The 20,199-nt window shown below is 39.2% G+C and carries 17 protein-coding genes, 7 tRNA genes and 1 pseudogene; 20 read left to right on the top strand and 5 right to left on the bottom strand.

The window, feature by feature from the left end:
- The first annotated feature begins 2 nt into the window (after positions 1 to 2).
- Positions 3 to 2,273 (top strand): putative bifunctional diguanylate cyclase/phosphodiesterase, encoded by a 2,271-nt coding sequence (locus tag ALFOR1_RS10080; protein ID WP_104642883.1) that lies wholly within the window; start codon positions 3 to 5, stop codon positions 2,271 to 2,273.
- A 236-nt stretch (positions 2,274 to 2,509) separates the two neighbouring features.
- Here the strand turns inward: ALFOR1_RS10080 and ALFOR1_RS10075 are convergent, their stop codons facing one another.
- From ALFOR1_RS10075 to ALFOR1_RS10065, 3 genes are all read right to left on the bottom strand, one after another.
- The gene (locus ALFOR1_RS10075; protein ID WP_104642882.1) at positions 2,510 to 2,911 is read right to left on the bottom strand and encodes a hypothetical protein; all 402 of its coding nucleotides are present in this window, start codon (positions 2,909 to 2,911) and stop codon (positions 2,510 to 2,512) included.
- Positions 2,912 to 2,915: 4 nt separating this feature from the next.
- A complete protein-coding gene (locus tag ALFOR1_RS10070; protein WP_104642881.1) occupies positions 2,916 to 3,827 on the bottom strand; it encodes a zinc dependent phospholipase C family protein in 912 nt (303 codons plus the stop codon).
- Between the two features lie 97 nt (positions 3,828 to 3,924).
- Positions 3,925 to 4,512: a hypothetical protein gene (locus tag ALFOR1_RS10065; RefSeq protein ID WP_058549583.1), complete on the bottom strand. Its 588-nt coding sequence runs from the start codon at positions 4,510 to 4,512 to the stop codon at positions 3,925 to 3,927.
- Between the two features lie 219 nt (positions 4,513 to 4,731).
- On the opposite strand from ALFOR1_RS10065, the pseudogene ALFOR1_RS10060 reads away from it, so the two are divergent.
- Positions 4,732 to 6,386, top strand: a pseudogene (locus tag ALFOR1_RS10060) (cyanophycinase).
- A 119-nt stretch (positions 6,387 to 6,505) separates the two neighbouring features.
- Entirely contained in the window at positions 6,506 to 6,754 is a 249-nt protein-coding gene (locus ALFOR1_RS10055; protein ID WP_104642880.1) for a hypothetical protein, read from the top strand.
- Between the two features lie 155 nt (positions 6,755 to 6,909).
- Here the strand turns inward: ALFOR1_RS10055 and ALFOR1_RS10050 are convergent.
- Together ALFOR1_RS10050 and ALFOR1_RS10045 are read right to left on the bottom strand one after the other, a co-directional pair.
- Positions 6,910 to 6,986 (bottom strand) — tRNA-Pro (locus ALFOR1_RS10050).
- 110 nt (positions 6,987 to 7,096) lie between these two features.
- Complete coding sequence (locus ALFOR1_RS10045) at positions 7,097 to 7,720, bottom strand: arylesterase (protein ID WP_058549648.1); 624 nt, start codon at positions 7,718 to 7,720, stop codon at positions 7,097 to 7,099.
- On the opposite strand from ALFOR1_RS10045, the gene ALFOR1_RS10040 reads away from it, so the two are divergent.
- The 17 genes from ALFOR1_RS10040 (at position 7,721) to ALFOR1_RS09960 (ending at position 20,131) form a co-directional block, all read left to right on the top strand.
- Positions 7,721 to 8,434: an ABC transporter ATP-binding protein gene (locus ALFOR1_RS10040; RefSeq protein ID WP_104642879.1), complete on the top strand. Its 714-nt coding sequence runs from the start codon at positions 7,721 to 7,723 to the stop codon at positions 8,432 to 8,434.
- Entirely contained in the window at positions 8,424 to 10,925 is a 2,502-nt protein-coding gene (locus ALFOR1_RS10035; RefSeq protein ID WP_104642878.1) for an ABC transporter permease, read from the top strand. Before ALFOR1_RS10040 ends, ALFOR1_RS10035 begins: the two co-directional genes overlap by 11 nt.
- 127 nt (positions 10,926 to 11,052) lie before the next feature.
- Positions 11,053 to 11,577 (top strand): crossover junction endodeoxyribonuclease RuvC, encoded by a 525-nt coding sequence (ruvC, locus tag ALFOR1_RS10030; protein ID WP_058549799.1) that lies wholly within the window; start codon positions 11,053 to 11,055, stop codon positions 11,575 to 11,577.
- Between the two features lie 2 nt (positions 11,578 to 11,579).
- Positions 11,580 to 12,197 (top strand): Holliday junction branch migration protein RuvA, encoded by a 618-nt coding sequence (ruvA, locus tag ALFOR1_RS10025; RefSeq protein ID WP_058549651.1) that lies wholly within the window; start codon positions 11,580 to 11,582, stop codon positions 12,195 to 12,197.
- Positions 12,198 to 12,204: 7 nt separating this feature from the next.
- Complete coding sequence (gene ruvB, locus ALFOR1_RS10020) at positions 12,205 to 13,212, top strand: Holliday junction branch migration DNA helicase RuvB (RefSeq protein ID WP_104642877.1); 1,008 nt, start codon at positions 12,205 to 12,207, stop codon at positions 13,210 to 13,212.
- A 1,081-nt stretch (positions 13,213 to 14,293) separates the two neighbouring features.
- Positions 14,294 to 14,998 (top strand): protein TolQ, encoded by a 705-nt coding sequence (gene tolQ / locus ALFOR1_RS10015; protein ID WP_058549653.1) that lies wholly within the window; start codon positions 14,294 to 14,296, stop codon positions 14,996 to 14,998.
- Positions 14,985 to 15,416, top strand: coding sequence for a protein TolR (gene tolR / locus ALFOR1_RS10010; protein ID WP_004587274.1), 432 nt, complete (start codon positions 14,985 to 14,987; stop codon positions 15,414 to 15,416). Before tolQ ends, tolR begins: the two co-directional genes overlap by 14 nt.
- Positions 15,417 to 15,420: 4 nt before the next feature.
- Positions 15,421 to 16,347, top strand: a complete 927-nt coding sequence (gene tolA / locus ALFOR1_RS10005; RefSeq protein WP_058549654.1) for a cell envelope integrity protein TolA — start codon at positions 15,421 to 15,423, stop codon at positions 16,345 to 16,347.
- Between the two features lie 9 nt (positions 16,348 to 16,356).
- Positions 16,357 to 17,715, top strand: a complete 1,359-nt coding sequence (tolB, locus tag ALFOR1_RS10000; RefSeq protein ID WP_104642876.1) for a Tol-Pal system beta propeller repeat protein TolB — start codon at positions 16,357 to 16,359, stop codon at positions 17,713 to 17,715.
- 34 nt (positions 17,716 to 17,749) lie between these two features.
- On the top strand, positions 17,750 to 18,292 hold the full coding sequence (pal, locus tag ALFOR1_RS09995; RefSeq protein ID WP_058549656.1) for a peptidoglycan-associated lipoprotein Pal: 543 nt from the start codon (positions 17,750 to 17,752) through the stop codon (positions 18,290 to 18,292).
- Between the two features lie 13 nt (positions 18,293 to 18,305).
- Positions 18,306 to 19,055, top strand: coding sequence for a tol-pal system protein YbgF (gene ybgF, locus ALFOR1_RS09990; RefSeq protein ID WP_104642875.1), 750 nt, complete (start codon positions 18,306 to 18,308; stop codon positions 19,053 to 19,055).
- 226 nt (positions 19,056 to 19,281) lie between these two features.
- Positions 19,282 to 19,357 (top strand) — tRNA-Lys (locus tag ALFOR1_RS09985).
- 69 nt (positions 19,358 to 19,426) lie between these two features.
- Positions 19,427 to 19,502, top strand: a tRNA-Lys gene (locus ALFOR1_RS09980).
- An 81-nt stretch (positions 19,503 to 19,583) separates the two neighbouring features.
- A tRNA-Lys gene (locus ALFOR1_RS09975) sits at positions 19,584 to 19,659 on the top strand.
- 80 nt (positions 19,660 to 19,739) lie between these two features.
- A tRNA-Lys gene (locus ALFOR1_RS09970) sits at positions 19,740 to 19,815 on the top strand.
- 81 nt (positions 19,816 to 19,896) lie between these two features.
- Positions 19,897 to 19,972, top strand: a tRNA-Lys gene (locus ALFOR1_RS09965).
- 83 nt (positions 19,973 to 20,055) lie between these two features.
- Positions 20,056 to 20,131, top strand: a tRNA-Lys gene (locus ALFOR1_RS09960).
- Positions 20,132 to 20,199 lie beyond the last annotated feature (68 nt).

The raw sequence follows: 20,199 nt of genomic DNA, 5'->3' as shown, positions 1-20,199 counted from the left end.
TTATGCATTTTCTTAATAAGTACTTTTTGCTGTCCGATCACCACACCCATAACAATGAGGTGGCTCACTGGCGGGTTAGCGCACTTCGTATTATTTCCTCCTTAGTGATGTTGTTATGCTTTGGCGTAGCATGGCATACATTCGCTACGGCTGTAGAGCTTGATTTACTTTATATAGTAGTACTTACCTTTAGCTTTTTAACAATTTCTGCTGGCTTAGTCTTGGCCAGCAAGCGCTTTTACAAACAAAGTGCGCATGCTTTGCTAGCTGCTATTGTAATTGCCAGTATCTGTATGAACTTATTTTTAACTGACTTAGAGCTCGCTAAAGTGGGCTCTATGTATATGTATTCCTGCCCCATAATTGCACTTATGTTACTTGGTAACCGAACGGCCACATTTTACGCTGTACTAAATATAGTGCCGTTTTATATGATCATTAATAATATAGACCTATCAAACGTTACGGGTATAGCTCAGCAGCTCCCAAGCGCAAATCTATATATAACTGGGCTCATATTCTTATTTTTTAATATATGTATTCCACTGGCAGTGGCTAGAACAATCGTCGCTGCAAAGCGATTAAATAAATCGATGAGTGTGGCTAATTCACTATTAATAGATAAAAATGAGTTATACAAGACATTTTTTACAGAGTCAGATAAAGCTAAAATTATTGTAGATGAACATTTTAATATTACCGATGCCAACAAGTGCGCCAACAAATTATTTGCTGTCAATAAAAAGCAGATAAGTAAGGGCATTGATATAACGTCGTTAGTTCCTGAGCTAAACGTTAAAACAAATAATATGAGTCAGGTCATACAGCATAAAAGACGATTTTTAAGGGCTAATTATTTAGTAGCTATGAATAAAAATTATCGGGTTTATGAATTTTACGACTGCACTCAAGAGCAAATAATTAAGCAAAATTTAGCCAATATAGAGCAAGAAAACAAACGGCTAAAATACCGAAACTCACAAACAAAACTCCCTAATAAGCATTGGTTTGAGATGCAATGTGAGCGCTTAATTACTAAATATCAACGCGGTTTTTATATTGTTGTTGCACAAACAGCTAATAGTGAATATTTAAAATTAAAACTCGCACAGCAAGACTCTCAAGCACTTTTAATTAATGCATACAAACGCTTGAAAATAATGCCAGATGGGCCTTTTTTATGCGCACATATTGGCGCTGGTAAGCTTGCTTTTATAATTGGCACTCAATCACATGATGAGTTAAAAACTAAAATTTTGCCAACCATAAAGCATGCGCTCGATGAAACGTACAAACTTAATAATGCGCGCTGCCAGCAAAATTTTATGTTTGGTTATGCGCATTACCCACAGCATGGGCAAAATAGTGCAGAGGTACTTACTAATGCAAGTAGTGCACTTAAACACGCTACTAAAAGCGAACCTTTATGTGGCTATGATGAAAAGCTTTCACAGGCATTTTTAGAAAAGTATGAAATTTCAATGCTCCTCGACGAAGCACTTTTGCAAGGTGACTTGAGCGTACATTATCAGCCTAAAGTAACTGCAAGTGGTGAGTGTATTGGTTTAGAGGCACTTGCTCGGTGGGATAGCCCTATACTTGGTGTTGTATCGCCAAGCGTGTTTATTCCAATAGCGGAAGAGTACGCAATGGTTAGCCGGTTAACTGATTTGATAATTCAAAAAGTATGCTCACAAATAGCCGATTGGAGTCAAAAAGGGCTACCAACTGTACCAGTGGCAATTAATATTTCACTGCTTGATTTTAGCCAAGCTGACTTTATGTCTAAGCTAGTAAAATACTTAGCTGATTTTAATATTAAGCCTCATCAAATAGAGTTAGAGCTGACAGAAACATCATTAGAGGCAAATCAGGCGCACTCATTAGAACTTATACATACGCTGCAGTCGTGGGGTTTTATTATTTCAGTGGATGATTTTGGTGTTGGTTATTCTAATATAGCGCGTCTTGCTGAGTACCCAATAAACAAGTTAAAACTAGACCGTTCTTTAATTAGCCAAGTAACCACGTCTACAAGGCAAAAGAGCTTAGTAAAAGCGGTGCACGTTATGTGTGAAGAGCTTGATATTAAATGTGTTGCTGAGGGCGTAGAAACACCAGAGCAAGTAACCGTAATGGCGCAAATGGGGTGTAAAGAATTTCAGGGTTTTTACTTTGCTAAACCGATGCCTGCTAAAAGATTAGAGGCGCATATTAGTCGCAAAGGGTTAGTGTTTAGCCATGTTAAATCCAAAGAGCTAAACACCGTTTAATAAAAGCTTTATTGAATAGTGTTTAGTATTTAACCTGAGCTGTGGATAATAAATCTATCTCTCGCAGCTATTTTAAGCGCTCACTGTGTTGAATTTACTTGCAATAGACTAGCTATTGACGCGTAAATTCGCCTTGTTTTCACTGAAAATTTCTGGCTAGAGAAAATAATGTTAAATATCATCATGATAAAATACGTTAGTAAATCCCTTAACCAGAGTTCAGGTTATTTAAATGCTTAGTTACAAAATTGCTGAGCATTTACAGTAACATCGCATTTTTGCGCTTTTTTAGCCTGCCAATGTTGTATATCTGATTGTGCGGTACAACCTACATCTTCAATTAAGGCTGAGTTTTTATCACACAAAAGCAATACTACATTATTTTTTTGAACATCAATAATAAGTGTATATCCCTTAAAAGGTGCAAGCTTGCTTAAATCGTTATTTATAGAGGCCATTAACAGAGCATCTGTTGACTCAAATTTTGTATCACTAAATTTTAATGTGCCATCAATTGCAGTGGTTATATCTTTTAATTGTGAGGCTAGGTCGCTCATTAGCTCTGGGCTTTTGTTTTGCGATGAAGTAGTACATCCCATTGCCAACATTAATAATGTGGCTAAAAGTAAGTCTTTCATATTATTAATTCCATGCAGTTAAGTTATTTTGCTCGTCGTAACCTGTGTCTAGATTCCAATTTTTAATAGCCTTTAGATCGGCATCTAAAAATACAGCGTTAGCAATAATACTTATGTAATGCTGAATATTTTTAACCGCAAAATCAAAAATAGCATCGTAATGCATAAGGTTTTTAGGCGTATTTAATTGCTCAATATAAGTTGGGTTTATTTCATCAGGACGGGGGTAAAATAAGCCCATATCGGCAGCAACGTGCCTTGCAAATGCAAACAAGCGGTAGCTTTCTTCTACATTATTAACCACAGTCTGAAAACCTGTATGCCAAGCATTAAAGTTTGGTGCATGCTCATTGTTATAATTAGGGTGAATGCTTGTTAGCGCATACTGCCATATATTTATAATATCTGGGTCAAAATCTCCCGAGGAGTTAGTACACGACCCCATATTATGTTTTATTCGATCGGCGTAGCCAATTTCACCTAAATTTAAGCGTTGCCAAATATAGGCATCTTGATTCATTTCGCAGGTTCTGTGCGCGGTTTTATTTTGCTCATACGGACCTACCTTTAACTCTACAACCGGGTGAATTGTAATATCGGCCGCAACATGGGCCATATAACCGCATAACCATGCAAAACACTTTTCAAATGCCTCGCCGTTTAAAGTTTTACAATACTCAACCATTACTTTTATCAAATCGCCGGTGCGCTCGTAATGCATTAAATCGGCCCATGCATTTTGCGAGGCTTGCGCTAGTGCTAAGTAAGGGTAGTCGGGCGCTACACAGCCAAGCTCAACATAGGCTTGGCGCTGAGTTAAAATTAACTTAGCTTTATTAGGGATTTTCATGTTTATGAGGGAGTTCGTTTCAGTGGCAATATTCGCCGCCGTAATATGGGCAAAAGCACCTGGCATTGTCATATCCTTATGATTTTTTAGAACACTAAGATTAACACAACATACCTAAATGCATTAGAGTGAGGAGGAATTATTAACTAGGCCAGAGTAAAGGTTAACTAAGTTGCTCTATAAGTTGGCCATTTTGGTAAAGTTTAGCAAATTTTCGTTTGTGCTCTTCAAATAAATAGGCTCTAAGGTGTTCTTGCCCGTTATGAATATGCGTTATTTTTGCCGCTATACCTAATGTACTTTGCCTTACGGGCTCTACATCTATTGAAATACTCTCTTTATTGGGCAGCATAAACTCCATGTGCTCAACTTTGTTAAGTTGCTTTCCTTTTCTTAAGGGTTTTAAAAATATACCTGTACTTGATATTGACTCAATTTTAAAACCTTGGCTTTTAATATTTAGCTCACTCCAGCGCCAGCTACGTTGCGTGCCTTTTGTGTCTATAACTTCAGGGGCATTTAGAATTGGGTTTATTACCCCATCGCCATTAATTTTTAACTCTAGCGGAAACCATAATTGATAATGAGCAACCTCAGCAAGTAAGGTTAAGTTGGCGTTACTTAGTAAATGAGCAATGCTTGCAGGTACAGAGCTTTGCATAGTTAACACATGGGAGTTATGTGGGTGTGATTTTTCGCTTGGTTTAAATAACTCAGATAAAAAATTTAGCTCCTCATTAGAAAAGTCCATATTTCACCTTTGTTACAATAAAAAATCTACGGTATGTTAAACAATGTACCTGGTCAATAAATGCACTGTTTAAACTTGTTTAGTCATTGTTTAATGGTTTGTTTTGGTGCTAAATAAATAACTGCAAAGCATGACCGAATCTGTGTAAATAGGTATTTAGCCAAGATTAGCATACTGATAAACTGCACAAATATTATTGGCAATACTTTAGAGACTTTTATGCGCACTTTGTTTTTATTAAATATGCGAACGCGGCTTTTATTTACCATACTCCCTGCTTTTATATCATTAAACACAGCTGCCCAGGAGCTAAGCCAAACACTCATTTTAGCGGGCAGCACACTGAATGCCTGTAACAGCAGCAACGCTAAAAACTGCATAAATAGTCAGCATATTAAAGGTAAACAACATAGCTGGTTTAAAGTAACGGACGCCAAAATAAAACAAATAAATTTAAATTGGCCAACTAATAATACAAACAATAAAAACGCTGCAGTACAGTCATTAGCTAAAGTGCTTAATAAAAGCACTAAGTCGCTCTCAAAAAGTGATTTATTATGGCAGTGGCGCGATATAAATAACGAAGGGCTAAATAGCTTATCAAAGCAAGAGTATAACTTTGTGATAGATATGCTAGAGGAATTTAAAGCTGACAAAGTACAGGTTAACACCGCACTAAATGCTCAAAATAGTACTAACAATATTTTGCAGTTTATATCGGGCAGCTTAAAAGTAAATAACCCCAATCCAAGTATGCTTGTTATTACAGCATCTAGCAAAGACCCATACAGTATGGCTAATCGTTCTACAGCTCTTTTTGATTCAACAAATATCAACACTCAGTGGTTAGCACTTACCCCTGCCTTAGCCAAAGCAATTACAACTAATAGCTGTAATAATTTACCCGCACTTAGGCAAAGCAAAATGGGGGTTTATAACCGAGAGGTGATTTACCCTGAGCAAACAAAAGCTGAAATGGCACTGTGTAAAGGTGGTGTACACGCATTAACTAGCCTTATAAAAAACAGTACAGGCGTTATGTTTAACGATGGCGATGTAAGCCTTACTCGTAAAGTATTATTCGATCAAAACAATAACCCATACCCGTGGACACAAGCACTACAATCTCGCCCTGTAATTGTAGGTGAAGGGGCTGGCAGCTTAGTACAAAGTGCAGCTAAAAGTAATTTAAATACTGCAATTGTTACAGGCGGCTCAAGCATTGGGGCGCTACGAGGTGATAAAGCCACTAAGCAGCAACGGCTTACATATACAGCAGCTGGTGGCCTTGGTAGTTTTAATTATGGCCTGCTCGATAGCCAATTTAGCGAGCAAAACAGAACGCTTAGACTTGCAACATTGTTAAGCAAAACAAGCACAAAAACCAAAAGTGATGAGCAATTACAGCAAGGCTTTGGTATTGATGAAAATACCGCTTTGGTGGTAATAAATCACCCGGGAATAATTTAATTACCGTATTAGGCAGTGGTGGAGTGGTGCACTTAACAGCAAATACCCAAGATAAAACGCAAGGCGCTAAAACGCTTTACAACTATTCTTATTGGCCAGCTGGTAGCGTAATAGATATTAAAAATAACAAATTTAGCTTAAGTGAGCGGACTGTAAATCAAGCACTGCCAAGTATAAAAATTCCTCCGCTGCCAGTGCAGCGTTTTGGCGATATTTTGTATGGCTCAAAATTACGCTCACTCACTCAGGCAATGTGTTTAAGCCAAGAGCAAAGTACTGTAGCCCAACAAGATGAGTTTTTAATTGGTTTTAGTATCACTGAAAATACAAGCTATCACCGCGTGAATGCAAAAGAATTTGGTTGTGCAATAAGTAATTTAAATTTAGCACTTAGCACGTTTTAAAAAATACAGGCGCTGCATTCTATGTAAAGGGTTTAAGTTTGCTTAAGTGCCCTATAAAATATGGTTATATTAAACTATATGCTTATCGCTTTAATAAGCACGACTAACAAAGAGCTTTTATGAATAACGAAAACGACATTATAGATAACTTAGCAGACCTTGAAGTTTTTTTACTCGCTGTAGAAAATGGCGGCTTAGGTTTAACAGGTGTTGCAGGCGTAGGAATGGCTACTAACAATAAAGACGGCAGCCACTTTGTTGCGGTATTTGACGACCGCCAGCAGCTATTACTAGCGCGTGGTATTACTACAGAAGTGTTTGAAAATGGCAAAGACATAGTTCGAAATGGGGTAGGGCGTAAGCACTAAACTCGTTATTAATTTTAAAGCACTTAAGGCGCTTTTTTTATGTATTGCTGGGCTTTATAAGATAGCTTTTAATTTAGTCATAACTTTATAAAGAGCAATTTAAGGTATGACGGCATTGAATATAAAAAATTGGAATGATTACTCTGAGGAACTAATGGTCGGTATGGAGAGATTCGAACTCTCGACCCCTGCCACCCCATGACAGTGCGCTACCAAGCTGCGCCACATACCGAACGTTGTTTGCAATAGTACGTATATTTTTTTAAAAATCAATAAGTGTTTGTTTGTTTGCGTGTTTATTGCGCAAAAGAGCGTGTAGCCGCAATTGCGCAAGGTTAGTTATTAGTCTTTATTTAACCATTGTTTGATCGACTCATACATCTCATCACGTATTAACGGCTGCGCTTTTTTGTTAGGGTGTAATCCGTCGTTTTGCATTAAATCGCTTTGTCCTGCAATATTTAATACAAAAAAATCCATAAGGTAAGCGTTTGTATTTTCACTTACTTGTGTAAAACTGTCGGTGAACATTTTACTGTAGCGTGGACCGTAATTTGGGGGAATGTAAATTTCCATTAAGGCGGTCATCGCATTGGCAGCTTGGCTTTTTTCGATAAGCGAAGTTAAGTTAGCTTGCATTTTATTAACCGGAAAACCACGTAAGCCGTCGTTAGCACCAAGCTCTATAAGTACATGAGTAGGCTCGTATTGCTCAAGTAAAGCATCGAGGCGGCGCAGAGCTCCACCGGAAGTTTCGCCACTAATACTGGCATTTATTAATTCGATATTACTTTGCTCTGCATCGTATTTATCTTGTAACAATTTGACCCAGCCTTGTTCTTGTTTAAGTCCGTAGGCTGCGCTTAAACTGTCACCGAGTATTAAAATCGTGTTGTCGGCTGCTGCGCTCAGTGGCTTGGTAACTAAAAATAAAATGAATACAAAACGTAGGATTGAATGAGTCATATGTCAGCGCTTTCTCAATTAAATATAATTCAAGTAAATGGTTTGTCTAAAGTGGTCTCTACCTTTGAAGGCGAGCTGCCCATCCTCAGCGACATCAGCTTTAATGTCAAGCATGGCGAGTCGGTTGCGGTTGTTGGTACGTCGGGTTCTGGTAAATCTACGTTGCTTAGTTTATTAGCCGGGCTTGATACAGCAAGCAGCGGTGAAATATTTTTAGACGGTGCACCGCTTCATAATTTAGACGAAGAGCAGCGCGCAGCACTTAGAGCGGAAAAAGTGGGCTTTGTTTTTCAATCTTTTATGTTGGTGCAAAGTTTAACCGCGCTTGAAAACGTTATGCTGCCGGCAGAGCTTGCAGGCGAAAGCGATGCAAAAGAGCAAGCGCTTGCGTTACTGGAAAAAGTAGGGCTTAGCCACCGTGTTGATCATTATCCGTCGCAGCTATCTGGTGGTGAGCAGCAGCGTGTAGCAATTGCGCGAGCATTCATTGGCACACCTAAAATTCTTTTTGCTGATGAGCCTTCGGCTAATTTAGATAGTAAAAACGGCAAAATGATTGAATCACTTTTATTTGATTTAAACGCTCAGCACGGCACTACACTTATTTTAGTAACGCACGATGAAGCACTTGCACAAAAGTGTGAACATATTATTCAAATAGAAGCCGGATTACTTGTTAAAAGTGAAGCTGAGGATACTGCAAATGTGGGCTAAGTTAGCGCTTAAATTATTTGCGCGAGAGTTTAGACGTGGCGAGCTTACTGTTATAAGCGCAGCAATTGCGCTTGCTGTATTAACAGTGCTTACGCTTTCTATGGTTACTGAGCGAATAGCACAAAGTATTGCACAAAAAAGTAGTGCGTTTATAGCCGCCGACCGTGTACTTGCAAGTGCTCATACACTCGATACTGCTTTTATTACTAAAGCAAAAGAGCAAAACCTGCAAACAGCACAAATGGTTTATTTTGATACCATGCTTTTTGCAAACGACGAAATGCAGTTTAGCTCAGTAAAAGCGGCTTCAAACGAATACCCGTTAAAAGGGCAACTAAAAATTAAAGACAGCCTAATGGGTGAAACCGTTATTGCCCAGGGTGGGCCTGCACCTGGCAATGTGTGGTTAAGTGAGTCAGTTTTTTATAGCTTAAATATTGATATAGGCGCACAAGTAGAGCTAGGGGCAGCCCTATTTAATGTTGAAAAAGTAATTGTTGAAGAGCCTGATGCGCCATTCAATGTGTTTTCGAGTAGTCGTCGTGTATTAATAAACATTGCTGATGTGCCAAAAACAGAGGTTATTCAGCCTGGTAGCCGTGTTTATTACCGCCAGCTTTACGCTGGTGATGAAGCCGATATAAATAGCTTTTACGAATGGTTAAAGCCGCAAATGGCTGAAAACCAGCAGTGGTACGGTGTTAAAGACCGCCAATCGCCAATTTCAAATAGCTTAAACCGCGCAGAGAGTTTTTTATTATTAGCCGGTTTACTGGGTATTATTTTAGCCGCAGTAGCAATTGCAGTATCAGCAAAACGGTATTGTGAGCGCCAGTACGACCCCGTAGCGATGATGAAAACGCTAGGAGGAAGCCGTTCAACTATACGTAAAATATACATGCTGCATTTGCTTTTAGTGTGTGCAATGGCAGTGTCTATCGGTTTATTAATTGGTTACGGCTTACAAGAAATCGCAACAAGCTATTTATCAAAGAGTATGGGAATGGAGCTGCCTTTAGGTGGGTTTAAACCGTGGTTAATCGCTATAAGCACAGGCGTAATATGTGCAGTTATGTTTTCTATTAAGCCGTTATTTGATTTATTTGATATTCCGCCGCTTAGAGTACTGCGCCGTAATTTAGGTGATCAGTTAGCAGTAAGCCGAATGCATTTAGGTATGAGTGCGCTAACGGTTTTTTTATTAATGTGGCTTTTTAGTAACAATATAAAAATTACCCTTATTTTATTTGTGTCTACTTTAGCGCTTATTGGTGTATTATTTTTACTGTCTAAACTTATATTTGGCGGTGGGCGTAAACTGGGTTTAAAACCGGGTAACAGCTGGTCTTTGGCTATTGCGTCTATTCAAAAGCGTGCAAACGTAAATGCTGTGCAGCTTATTAGTTTTTCGTTAGCGATTAAATTATTGTTGTTTTTAATTGTACTTAAAAACGACATGATTTCTGATTGGCAATCACAGCTTCCAGCTGATGCGCCTAATGCCTTTTTAGTGAATATTACTCAAAATGAGCTTGAGCCAGTAAATGAATATTTAGCGCAAAATGATATTCAGGTGTCAGACTTTTACCCAACCATTCGTGGGTGTGTAAATGCGGTAAATGGCGAGTTGGTTGCGCGTAAAGTATCGCTGCAAGACAACGAGAAAAAAGACGAAGAAGCTCGCTCGGGTATTGGCCGTGAGCTAAACCTAACTTGGCTTGAAGACGTACCAGCGCAAAACGAAATTATAGAAGGGCAGTGGTTTGGCGAAGGTGCAGTAGGTGAAGCATCGGTTGAGGAGTCAATGTTAGAACGTTTAGACGTTGAAATAGGCGACACCTTAACGTTTTTAATTGGTGCGCAGTCGTTTGACGCTAAAATTACCAGTGTCCGCAAAGTAAATTGGGCGACGCTAAAACCTAACTTTTTTATAATTTTAAGCCCCGACGTACTTAAAGACTTTCCGGCGACTTATATTTCATCGGTGCGTATAGAGCCTGAGCAAAAACGAGACTTTAGCCAGCTATTACGTACTTACCCAACAATAACCGCAATTGATGTTGATAACTTTGTTAAACAAATTCAATCAACTATTCAGCAAGTGTCGTTAGCTATTGGGTTTGTACTTGCCATAGTTGTACTGTGTGGTGCGCTAGTGCTTATATCGCAAGTACAGGCAAGTCTAGGTGAGCGTATGCAAGAAATTGTAATTTTGCGAACGCTGGGTGCTAAAGGACGTTTAATTAAAAATGCGACGTTATATGAGTTTTTATTATTGGGTGCTTTAGCGGGTTTTGTTGCAGCACTATTTAGTGATGTAGCGCTTTTAATTGTGCAGCAGCAAATGTTTGACCTAGCAGGTAAATTACACCCCGCTATTTGGCTTATAGGGCCTGTATCGGGTGGTGTATTTGTGGCCGCGCTTGGCTACTTTATGATTGCCCGTAAACTTAAACAAAATACTCAAGGGTTAGTTCGCGCATTAGCGTAAGCTATACTTTGAAACACTAAACGCCCACTTAATTTGTGGGCGTTTTTGTTTTTACTTGTTACTGGTAATTTATACAGTGCTCTGGCATTATTAGCATAATTAAAAAATAACAATAATGGAGCCCTTTTTGGCTATTATTTTAGGGATAGATCCTGGCTCACGATTAACCGGCTATGGTGTTGTGGCGCATCAGGGCGCTAAGTTTACTTACTTAGGCAGTGGCTGCATAAAATTGGCCGATCATCCTTTTCCTATCAGGCTTAAAATGATTTACCAAGGGATCACGCAATTAATTGAGCAATTTTCGCCAGAAACTTTCGCCATCGAAAAAGTATTTATGGCGCACAATCCCGATTCGGCTTTAAAACTAGGCCAAGCCCGAGGAGCCGCTATTGTAGGTGCTTCTATGGCGGATTTACCGGTATTTGAATATTCAGCAAGGCAAATTAAACAAGCCGTGGTGGGTAACGGCGGCGCCGATAAATCGCAAGTACAACATATGGTAAAAAATATTTTAAAATTACCAGGTACGCCTCAGGCTGATGCAGCCGATGCACTTGCTATTGCTATTTGCCATGCTCACTCAGAACAAAATTTAATTAAACTAGCGGGTAGCGCAAGCAAAACCGTTAGAGGACGTTTAAGGAAATAATTATGATTGGCCGCTTAAATGGCATTTTAGTCGAAAAACAACCACCCGAAATTTTATTAGAAGTAAGCGGTGTAGGTTACGAAGTTCAAATGCCAATGACCTGCTTTTATGACTTACCAAACATTGGCGAAAATGCGATTGTTTATACTCATTTTGTAGTGCGCGAAGATGCACAGTTATTATTTGGATTTAATAATAAAACGGAACGTGCACTATTCAGAGAGCTATTAAAAGCTAACGGAGTAGGGCCTAAACTCGGGTTAGCTATATTATCGGGCATGTCGGCTAAGCAATTTGTGAGCTGTGTAAATAACGAAGATGCTACTTCTTTAGTTAAGCTACCTGGTGTTGGTAAAAAAACAGCTGAGCGCCTAGTACTTGAGATGAAAGACCGATTAAAAGATTGGGGCAATGATTTATTTACACCATTTAGCGACAGTGCCGTTATTGAGCCTATGAGTGATGCCACAATTGCTAATAATGCTGCCGATGATGCGGTATCAGCATTGGTTGCACTTGGTTATAAATTGCCACAAGCGCAAAAAGCAGTAAAATCGGTTAGTAAACCAGATATGTCTACTGAGGTTCTTATTAAAGAATCTTTAAAATCAATGTTGTGAGTAACCCATGATTGAAGCGGATCGCTTAATTGACGCGACTGAAAAAACTAACGAAGACACCATCGATCGTGCAATAAGGCCAAAACTGTTAGCCGACTACCGAGGTCAGCCACATGTTAAGCAGCAAATGGAAATATTTATAGAAGCTGCTCGTAGCCGAGGCGAAGCGCTCGATCATTTATTAATATTTGGCCCGCCAGGCTTAGGTAAAACAACGCTTGCGAACATTGTTGCTAATGAGCTTAACGTAAGCATTAAAACAACCTCAGGTCCTGTACTTGAAAAAGCCGGCGACTTAGCTGCGCTGCTTACCAACCTTGAAGAGGGTGATGTACTGTTTATTGATGAAATACACAGGCTAAGCCCACAAGTTGAAGAAATACTCTATCCAGCAATGGAAGATTACCAACTTGATATTATGATAGGTGAAGGCCCAGCTGCGCGTTCTATTAAATTAGATTTACCTGCATTTACGCTTATTGGTGCGACTACGCGAGCAGGATCGCTAACGTCACCGCTTAGAGACCGCTTTGGCATTGTGCAGCGTCTAGAGTTTTACTCAGTAGCCGACTTATCACATATTGTAGGGCGTTCAGCACATTACCTCGATTTAGAAATGTGCGACGACGGCGCAACTGAAATTGCAAAGCGCTCGCGTGGTACGCCACGTATTGCCAACCGTTTACTTCGCCGCGTACGCGACTACACACAAGTAAAGTCAGACGGGACAGTAAATGCAAATGTTGCTGAGCAAGCGCTTGATATGATTGACGTTGATAAAAGCGGCTTTGATTACATGGACCGTAAATATTTACTCGCCATTATAGAGAAGTTTATGGGTGGGCCCGTTGGGCTTGATAACTTAGCAGCCGCCATCGGTGAAGAAAAAGAAACCATTGAAGATGTCATAGAGCCTTTTTTAATTCAGCAAGGCTTTATTCAGCGTACTCCACGCGGGCGAATTGTGTCTGACAATGCTTATCATCATTTTGGTTTACTCCCAAAACAAGATTAAATTAATTTAGTAGCCTGCTATAGTAAATGTAGCGGGCTGCATCCCTTCTTATTTGTAAGTTCTTTATAAACTTACTCAGCTTTCATCCACTTTGTTGCAAATGTAATCAAAAAATTAAAATCAGTTTGTAATTCACTTAACGTTAAGACTGGCGTGGCTATGCTGCGTACCATTAATACCAATCAGCATTAATACTTTATCAATTTAAGAGATTAAACTTAGGCTAACAGTGTTAAAATTTTTAGCTTGTTATCAGCGCGTTTTTATCTCGCAAGGGATAGCTTAATTTTTTTGGTATAAACGTTTAATCGATATGGAAAATCCATATTGAGTAACTACAAATTGTGCTGTTTACAATGAGTACATGCCAAATTGGTCGTAAAATTTAGGCAAAAAAAAGCCCGCATATAATGCGGGCAAACAACAAGTTGAAGGAAGTAATCCAGGGGAACTACGTTTTACTTAATGTTGGTTTTATCCAAAAAGAGTAAAACAATGTAATACGATAAAATATCCTATTACTAAGAACTCGACTTAACGAAAAATCTTTCATTTAGTGCGTCAGCTCGGTATGGGAGAATAATACGTAAGATTGCTTTTTTATTCAAACTAGAAAATTTGCATTTTCAGATTAAAAAAACTAATGCTATGAGTTTTATCGTTGTTTTAAATTTGTGCGTTAATTAATCGTTAATTTTATAAGTAGATGAAAATTATAACTTAAGTAATGTTTTTCATTCTAGCTCAGTATTAGTTTTACTATTACGATTAGGTTGCTCGAAAGTGGTTTTGAGTGTTTATGCGCTAAAATTGAATAAACGGTGCATTTTATGACGTTTAAGGCATATATTTAAGCATTTTAACCGCATTAAAATAATAAACTGGGTTTTATAAAAACCTAATAAAGATACAAAAGCATAATAAAGATGATTTTTAACGTTTTTTGTTGCTTATTCATAGCAATATCGTTGTCAGCTTGAAATGGACTAGATACACTAGATGCAACTTTTGACCGCGTAGACGGTCGTATTTACACAAATGAACCAATTTGCCGTATTTTGAAATTATTTAGGAGTTTAACGTGGGATCAGGGCTTAATTTTTTAGATCTAATTCTAGAAGCCAGTTTGCTTGTTCAGTTAGTGATGTTAGGGCTAGTTGCCATGTCGGTTATGTCGTGGGCGATTATTTTTCAGCGCAAAAAAGCGATATCAGATGCGTTAGCTAATGCTAAAAAGTTTGAACAAAAATTTTGGTCAGGTATTGACCTAAGCAAACTGTACAACGAAATTTCGTCGCGTAGTGGTCAATCTCATGGTATTGAAGCGCTATTTACAGCAGGCTTTAAAGAGTTTGCACGCCATAAAAAGAATACATTTCAAAGCGCAGGCATTGTTATGGAAGGTACGCACCGCTCAATGCGCGTTGCGCTATCTCGCGAGATTGAAAAAATAGAATCAAGTTTATCGTTTTTAGCAACTGTTGGCTCTATTAGTCCATATATAGGCTTATTTGGTACTGTATGGGGTATTATGAATGCCTTTATTGCACTAGGCGAAGTTAAACAAGCAACATTACAAATGGTAGCACCAGGTATTGCTGAAGCATTGATTGCAACTGCAATGGGTTTATTTGCGGCTATTCCGGCAGTTATTGCATACAACCGCTTTTCTAATAAAGTTGAAAAACTAGAATCTCATTACATTAACTTTATGGAAGAGTTTGCAAATATTTTACACCGTCAAGCAGCTACCCAAATAGAGGCTCAAGCGAATGTATCAGCGTAAAAAGCGCCGTCCGGTCGCAGAAATTAATGTAGTACCTTACATTGATGTAATGTTGGTATTGCTAATAATATTTATGGCTACAGCACCCCTTATTACTCATGGTGTGAAAGTTGATTTACCAAAAATGGAAGAGTCGGATTTAGTAGATACTAAAGACACGCCACCAATTATTGCGTCAATTGATTCAGCGGGTAAGTACTATGTAAGTATAGGCACCGATCCTGAAGAGCCAATGGAAGCATTAGATGTAGCTGCCGTTATTAAGTTACAACTAATGAAAAATCCTGATGTGCCGGTAATGATTAAAGGCTCAGGTAAGGTATCGTACCAAGAAGTATTGTTATTAATGGACTTTTTAAAGAATGCTGGCGTACCATCTGTGGGTCTAATGACGGAATCCTTTGAGGGGACACAGTAGTAACATGAATAGTTCTATAATCAAGTCAGTACTTTTACATTTGGGGTTGGGTGGTTTTTTGTGGGCAACTGCAAACATTCATCCACCTGCGCCAAAAGTAATGGAAGTTACACTTAATTCGGCTATTCCAACGCCTGAAAAAGCAGTATCGGCAGTAACGGTTGATCAAAAGCAAGTTGAGCAAAAGATTGCTGAACTTCAAAAGAAAGAAGATGCTAAAAAAAGTGCAGAAGATAAACGTATCCGCGATTTAGAACGTCGAGCGGCTAATGCACGAAAGCAACGTGAAACCGAAGCGCGTAATATTAAAAAATTAGAGCAACAGCGTAAGGCGAAAGAGAAAGAAAAAGCCCAAGCTGAGGCTGAAGCTAAAAAAGCACGTGCAATTGAGCAAAAAGAGCGTGCTAAAGCTAAACAAGCTGAAAAGCAAAAGCAAGAAGCTGAAACTGCAGCTAAAGCCGCAGCCGACAAACGCAAAGCTGAAGAAGAGGCACTTAAAAAAGCAGAAGCAGAGCGTAAAAAACGTGAAGCCGAAGCAAAAGAACGCGCTAAAGAAGCAGAGCGTAAGCGTCAGCAAGCATTGCAAGAGCAAATGTTACAAGAGCAACTTGCCAAAGAGCAGGCGGCCCGTAGTAAAATACGTCAACAGCAAGTAGTAAGTGAAGTTGATAAATACCGTGCTTTAATTATGGCGCGTATACAGCAAAACTTACTTATTGATGAAAAAATGAAAAACCAACAGTGCCGTGTAAATATTCGTTTAGGCTTTAATGGTTTAGTAACGCAAGTTAAATCGTTAGGCGGCGATAAGTTAGTGTGTGAAGCTGCATTGAGAGCCGTGCGCATGGCCGACACATTACCGGTATCTAAAGATAAAGACGTATTCGAACAACTTAAGAATATTAATTTAACAATCAAGCCAGAATTTTAAAGGAATGATATGTTCAACAAAATAAAAATAGCCTGTTTAGTTTTACTGTTTGGGTTTGTAGGTGTTGCTAATGCCGCGCTTGAAATTGTAATAACAGAAGGTGTAGATGGTGCAAGACCCATTGCGATTGTGCCTTTTAAATACCAAGGTGTTGGCCCAATTCCTGAAAAGTTAAGCAATGTTATTGCTGCCGATTTAATGCGCAGTGGTAAATTTAAGCCAGTTAATGTGGCGCAAATGCCTCAGCAACCAAATAAAGATGGCGAAATTGATTACGCCTCGTGGGTTAATAAAGGTGTAGAGGCTATATTAGTAGGTGAAGTAGAGCAGCAAACTGATGGGCGCTACTTAGTACGTTATGAATTAGTAGATGTAATACGCGGCCAAATTACTGGCGGTAATACACAAATGATGAGTAACGGTAAATTAATTAAAAGCCAAGACCATATATTAGAAGCGCGTGAGAGTGTGATTGGTGAAAACGGTTTTCGTCGATACTCACACCGTATAAGTGACGTGATTTACGAAAAGCTAACTGGCGAAAAAGGTGCGTTTTTAACTAAAATTGCCTATGTGATAGTACGTGATGAAGACCCTAAGCCTTATCAGCTTGTGGTTGCTGATTACGACGGTTTTAACGAACAAGTATTACTGCGTTCAAAAGAGCCGTTGATGTCGCCAGCTTGGTCACCAGATGGCACTAAATTAGCTTATGTAACGTTTGAAAACCGTCAAAGCCAAATTTATATTCAAGATATATACACAGGTAAGCGCGAAATTATTGCAAGTTACCGTGGTATTAATGGTGCGCCGCAGTTTTCGCCAGATGGTAAAAAATTATTATTAGTACTTTCTAAAGATAAAACAGGTGCAACCGAAGTTTATTTACTTGACTTGGCTACGCGTAAAGAAACACGCCTTACACGTCATCGTAGTATAGATACTGAACCATCTTGGTATCCAAATGGTCAAGATATTGTGTTTACATCTGAAAGGGGTGGTAATGCCCAGATTTATAAGTTAAATTTAAAAACTGGTAGGTCAAATCGATTGACCTTTGACGGTGACATGAACCTTGCAGGTTCTATAACACCGGACGGTAAAGAATTAGTGATGGTTAACCGTACCAACGGGCAGTACCATCTTGCTAAGAAAGAGCTGGCTACAGGTGCGTTTCAAGTATTAACAAGAACACGCCTAGATGAATCACCGAGCATAGCGCCAAACGGTTCGATGATTATTTATAGCACGCTTCATAATAATAAACAGGTACTCGCGCTGGTATCGATGGACGGCCGCTTTAAAGCACGCTTACCTGTGCTAGACGGACAAGTAAAGGCGCCAGCTTGGTCGCCATATTTACAGTAATATTACTGGTTTACTCAAAATAGGAATCTACTCAATGCAACTTAACAAAATACTTAAAGGCCTGCTAATTGCTGTGCCAGTAATGACACTAGCAGCTTGTAGCTCATCTTCAGATATCGACGAAGGCGCTGCAAATCAATCAAATCAAGGTGTTGTTGAGCAATCAACAAACAACGATACTGTTGAAGTAGCTACAATCTCTCCTGAGCAACAAGCAGAAGAGCAACTTCGTCAAAAGTACGAAGCACTACGTCAAGAGCAAGTAATCTACTTTGATTTTGATAAAGCCACTGTTGAGGGCAAGTACGCAGAATTACTTCGCGCACACGCTGAGTTTTTAGTTCAAAACCCTTCAGTTAAAGTATTAATCGAAGGTCACGCTGATGAGCGCGGTACACCTGAGTACAACATTGCACTAGGTGAGCACCGTGGCCAAGCAGTTGAAAAATACCTACAAAGTTTAGGTGTTTCAGCTAGCCAAATGTCAGTAGTAAGCTACGGTGAAGAGAAGCCAATGGTTAAGTCTCGCACTGAATCAGCTTTCGCTAAAAACCGCCGTGCGGTACTAGTTTACTAAGATAAGAGATATTATGAAGCCGAAAATTATTTTGGCAGCCATGATATTGAGCGGGAGCACCCAGTTAATGGCTGCTCCCGCTCCTGTTTCAGAAGCTGCAAGTTCACAATCGAGTATTGAGAAACGCCTAGCATCGCTTGAAAACATGATGCAGTCGCGCAACTTATTACAGTTAGAGTTACAACAACAGCTTAATTTGCTACAAGACGAAGTAAGTCAAATTCGTGGTGTAACAGAAGAGCAAAGCTATAAACTTGAAAAAGTATTGCAGCGCCAGCGTGAGTTGTATCAAGAAATTGAAAACCGTGTAAGCCAAGCTTATACACAGCCCACTACAGCGCCTACAACCGACTACACGCAGCCAAGTGATGCACAGACCTACAGTAACGATTTATCTGAAAACGAAGCTTACGAGCGTGCTGTTGCGTTAATAATGAAAGATAAGCGCTATGATCAAGCGATCCCTGAATTTCAAACGTTTTTAACGACCTACCCAAATTCGGTTTATGCGTCTAACGCGCATTACTGGTTAGGCCAATTACTAACAATTAAAAATGAAGGTGTAAAAGCAAGCGAGCATTTTAAAGTGGTAGTAAATGAATTTCCAAATTCAAATAAACGCCCAGATGCAATGTTAAAGTTAGGCTCACTTTTACAAGATCAAGGTTTAACGGCTGAGGCACAAAAAATACTGAGTGATCTTATCAATCAGTACCCAAGTACAACTGCTGCAAAGCTAGCAACTGATCGTTTAGGGAACTAAAGTTCACTAGCGATTAAATTGCCTATTTAGGCCAGCAAACTACATGGAAACTCTCGGTGAATCTTGTATTTGCATGTAGTTTGAGCACAAACGCTTTAATTTTGTGCATCTAGGCATAAAAACTTAAAAAAAGAGACAATTTCGGTTGCACTCATTTTATAAATAAGTATTATAAGCGCCCGCAGCAAACGAATGGTTACCCCACTCGAAATGCGGCAAAAAGAGCGGGTTATTAGCTCAGTTGGTAGAGCAGTTGACTTTTAATCAATTGGTCGATGGTTCGAATCCATCATAACCCACCATTTTTTAAATGGTCTTTTATCGGCGGATTTACGTACAGTACCAAGTTGCTATAAATGCAGCGTCAGAGCGGGTCATTAGCTCAGTTGGTAGAGCAGTTGACTTTTAATCAATTGGTCGATGGTTCGAATCCATCATGACCCACCATTTTTATTCTTTTTGAATAAATGATGGTTTCAATCGGCGGATTTACGTAGCTTCATTCTTTATAGAATAAGTGCATAGAGCGGGTTATTAGCTCAGTTGGTAGAGCAGTTGACTTTTAATCAATTGGTCGATGGTTCGAATCCATCATAACCCACCATCTTCTTTCTTTAGAATTGAGTTGGTCCAATCGGTGGATTTACACAAAAAAGCAAGTTGCGGTTAACGCAGCAAAAGAGCGGGTTATTAGCTCAGTTGGTAGAGCAGTTGACTTTTAATCAATTGGTCGATGGTTCGAATCCATCATAACCCACCATTCTTTATTCTGATGAATACAGTGTGGCTCAATCGGCGGATTTACGTAAGCTTCATTCTAAATTGAATAAGTGCATAGAGCGGGTTATTAGCTCAGTTGGTAGAGCAGTTGACTTTTAATCAATTGGTCGATGGTTCGAATCCATCATAACCCACCATTCTTTATTCTGATGAATATAGCATGGCATCAATCGGCGGATTTACGCACGCTTTAACTTAGTAATAAGTAAGCACTTGGAGCGGGTTATTAGCTCAGTTGGTAGAGCAGTTGACTTTTAATCAATTGGTCGATGGTTCGAATCCATCATAACCCACCATTCTTTATTCTGATGAATACAGCGTGGCTCAATCGGCGGATTTACGTAAGCTTCATTCTAAATTGAAG

It is taken from the genome of Pseudoalteromonas carrageenovora IAM 12662 (assembly GCF_900239935.1).
Lineage (GTDB): Bacteria > Pseudomonadota > Gammaproteobacteria > Enterobacterales > Alteromonadaceae > Pseudoalteromonas > Pseudoalteromonas carrageenovora.
Note: the sequence above shows the minus strand (reverse complement) of the source record. Positions and strands in the feature narration are given on the sequence as shown.